The organism is Clostridium sp. NSJ-145 (assembly GCF_021044725.1).
Lineage (GTDB): Bacteria > Bacillota > Clostridia > Clostridiales > Clostridiaceae > Clostridium > Clostridium disporicum_B.
Map to the genome: position 1 here is coordinate 1 of NZ_JAJNOS010000040.1, position 4250 is coordinate 4250.

General features: G+C 25.4%; 2 protein-coding genes. Both read left to right on the plus strand.

Annotated features, from left to right (window positions below):
• The first annotated feature begins 232 nt into the window (after positions 1-232).
• A complete protein-coding gene (locus LQE93_RS16555) occupies positions 233-3262 on the plus strand; it encodes a DUF4116 domain-containing protein (protein WP_231074557.1) in 3030 nt (1009 codons plus the stop codon).
• A 547-nt stretch (positions 3263-3809) separates the two neighbouring features.
• Positions 3810-4250, plus strand: a 441-nt coding sequence (locus tag LQE93_RS16560; protein ID WP_231074558.1) for a hypothetical protein, incomplete at its 3' end; no start/stop codon positions are given.

Consider the following 4250-nt stretch of genomic DNA (forward strand, 5'->3'; position numbering starts at 1 on the left):
AAATCAACTGATTTGAAGATTTATAAAAAATTGTTCAACAAGTGAAACAGATAAAAATTAATAAGGATAGAACCAGAAGAATTTCATAATTAGATAAATATTAAATTGATGTTATAATTAAATTATCATTAGTGTAATTATCTATAAATTCAAAAAAAATACAGGATATGAAATGTTAAAAGTTAGATTGAATAAGTTGTAGGAATGTGAAATGTGAAAGGAGCTAATTAATATGGATGATATTCTAGGAAAACTAAAGACAGATGGGATGTTACTAAAGAAGATACAGAAAAAACAACAAACACCAGAAATGTGTAAAGTTGCAATTCATCAAAATCCCAATGCTTTACAATATGCATCTAAAAAATGTATTGATATCAATATTTGTTTGGATGCAGTCAAAAGAAATGGAAAGTTATTCATACATGTTCCGGATAACTTTAAGACAGAGGAAATGTGTTTGCTGGCAGTTAAGACTGATTCAACTTTAATTGAAAATGTTCCAGCTAAATTAAGAACTAAAGAAATATGCATGATTTCAATAACGGATAAATTAGAGAATTTGAGATATAGTACACAAGAATTAATTTGCGAGATGTTAAATAAAGATGGGTTATTATTGAAGTTAATACCTAAAAAGGAACAAACAGTGGAAATATGTAATGTTGCAATTAATCAAAATCCTATGGCTTTAAAATATGCAGCTCAAAAATATGTTGATGAAAAAACTTATTTAGATGCTTATAAGAAAGATAGGAATGTATTTAGATATATTCCAAATCGCTTCAAAACAAAGGAAATGTGTTGGTTCGCTGTTAATTCGGATCCATATTTACTTAATAAAGTTCCAGAAGATTTAAAAACGAAGGAAATATGTTTAGTTTCAATAACAAAAGAACCTAGCACCTTTTCATTTACACCTATAGATATAAGATATGAGATATTAAGCGAAGATGCACCTGTGGAGTTGCTTAAAAGCATAGTTGAAGAAAATATAGAATGGCTAGAGTATATGCCAAATTGCAAAAATGGTATAGATATTTCCATGGAATATATTAAAAATGATTTTTATGCATGTCAGTATTTATCAATGATAATGAAAAGTAATAGTAAAATTTTGAAGTATCAGAAATCACAAGGGAAAATAAGTATACATAGAAAATCTTACAATTCAGAAAAAGAAGTATTCCAAGTAGAAATTAAGGTAGTTTATGATGTTGATACCTCTATTTGGCTTTATGATAGAGTATATGAAGAGTCTTATATTGTCATTGCTGAATTTGAAGATTTTGATAAATTTTACACTTTTTTAGATGGTAATTTATATGATGCAGAATTGCGCACATGTAAGTTTGAAGGTATAAATTTAAAAGAATATGAAATTAGAGGAGCTATAATTCATCATAAGGTTTTAGAAGAACAAGGGTTATATGATGGCAGTTACTTTGAAGGAATTAAGAAAAGAATAGATTTAATGGACTCAATTAAGATGGATAAAAGTGAAATTTGTATTCAGAAAGGATTTATTTATCCTAAACCTGTAGATGATGATGGTTATGAGGTATATGATAATAATCAAATTCCATTTTTTTATATTAGCGATATTCATCTTTGTCATAGAGTTGTAAATAAGTTTAAATATAAAGCAACAAGCGATGAAGCCAGATGGTATGTTAAATATTTAGCAGAAAAAATGGTTGAATCAGTGGGGACAGTGCCAGATGATAGTTATCTATTAATTGCTGGTGATACCTCATCAAAATTCGAGTACGCAAAGATATTTTATGAAAAGCTAGTGTCATATTGGAAACCAGAAAATATTATTGTTGTTCATGGAAATCATGAACTTTGGGATCCTTGGAATGAAATTGAAAGTAATATTCAGTTTTACCGTGAATATTTTAAAGAGATAGGAATAACATTTTTACAAAATGATTTTCTTTTGGTGAAGGAGCGTAACCAACGATTAATACTAAGTGAAGAGGAAATACTTCAGCTGAATGAAGAAGAATTAAGGGAGTTAGTAAAGAAGTGTTCAATAGCAATACTTGGAGGTATTGGATTTAGTGGTCTAAATGATAAATACAATGCAGCAAATATGCGCTATGGAAAGTCTTTTGAGGAAGCTAATTCTAAAGAAGAGGCATTAACAAGAGATAGATATGAAGCCTATAGATTTGATAGTATATATAGAAAATTAATACAGGCTATACCAAAGAAAAATGTAATAGTTCTTACACATATGCAAAAATATGATTGGAATAAAGAGATACATAATCCAAACTGGATTTATGTAAATGGTCATAATCACCGCAATTACTTTGATATAAGTAATGAAAAGATTGTTTATGCAGATAATCAAATTGGTTATAATACAGAAACACTGGGACTTAAATATTTCTATATAGATAATGAATATGATATTTTTACATATCTAGAAGATGGTATTCATGAAATAACGAATGATCAATATAGAGATTTTAATAAAGGTAAGTTAGTGCAAATGTCATTTAAAAGAGATGGTGGACAGATTTACATCATAAAGAAAAATGAAAAGTATATGTTTTTTATTTACTGTTCGTATTCTAAACAATCTAAAAATAAATATATTTACCTTTTAAATGGGGGGAAGTTGGTAAAGGTAGAACGTAATAGAATAGATGATTTAAAGTATTATTATGATAATCTTGACAACTATGTAAAAAATATTAATTCGTTTTTAGATATTTATACAGGAAAACAGAAATATATTTCAAACTTTATCAAAAGACTGGGCGGTTCAGGTAAGATTCATGGATGTATTGTAGATATAGATAAACCATCACATTTTCAATCATATTCTTATTGTCATATATTTGTTAACCTAATAGATGGAAAGGTTACACCTTATTTTGCTAATGATATTAAATCTAGAATTATCTATAAGGATTTGAAAGCATTACTACAATCTCAGAAAAGTTGTAAAATTTTGAGAGATAATTATAGAAGATATGAAAAGGAAATGAAATTAAATATGCCAGTTATACAGTATACTGCTCAATTGGAAGAATGGGGAAAGAGTGCTTCAATTTATGATGAAGGAACTTATCTTTATAAGATTTCAAGAATAATTAGAAGTTTACAGTATTCAACTGAAAAGAATATCATTCGTATATGGAATGAAGAGTGGCTAAATTCTGATTTTGTTAATCAAATCCAAAAGGCAAATAGTATTGATGATATGATAAATGATACGTTAATTGTAAATACTAATAATGAATAAATTGTTTTTAAATAATAATAAAAGGAACTATTAGATAAATTTATTGGTTAAAAAATAACAAATAATATTTTGAAGAAACAATGATCATATATAAATTTATAAAATATATTTATGAAATAAAAAATACTATAGGGTAAGGATAAACCATCAGATTTAAGTCTGGTGGTTTCTTCTTATAATGAAATATTAAGAAGTATTTAATAAAGTGTTGTGTATTAAAATAAGTGATTTATAGACATATACAAAAATAACGAAACTCTTAATAGTTTTGTTTATGTAATCAGTTGATTTAGTAGAAAAGAGTAAATATAAGTAAATTTTAGAATAATCATATATGAAATTGATAATTTATTTAATATTTGATTATATTAAAAATTAACTTTATTAGGTGAGATATTATTTAATCATTTGAATCCTTTATTTAAAGTTAGAGAATAAAATATTTAAATAATTAATCAAATAAAAAAATGTTAATATTTTACATATATTAATATTTATGGTAATATAGAGAAGTATTTAATAATAGTTGAAAAAATGGGGTTATTTTATGAAAAAGAATATATATAAAATATATTGGAAATACATAGGAGACCAGTTTAGCTTATTTAATATAAAGAATTTAACTTATATTGGACAAGAAGAATGTGTTGTAGTTGATAAATATGCTTTTGAAAATTATAGTAATGGATCAACGAGTAATTATGGATATGTATTAAAGCTAAAAAGCAAAGAAACTGGTTACATGGGATTATATAAAGTTAATAGTAAAACTTATTATAAGTTAAAAAGAGGAAAATTATTTAAAGAAATGGCAATTATAAAGTCTCAAAATAGAGATATAATTGCGTTTTCAAATAATAAAGATGAAATTGAAGCTAAAAAGGAAGTTCAAAAGGAAGCTATAAAAATAGTTATACAAGTACTTATACTGTTTTTAGTTGGAATTTCGGTATTATATTGGATTTTAACAGATTTTATATTAAACATA

Coding starts and splice junctions, on each gene's coding strand:
- LQE93_RS16555 (WP_231074557.1), top strand. CDS start 233: ATGGATGATATTCTAGGAAAACTAAAGACAGATGGGATGTTACTAAAG.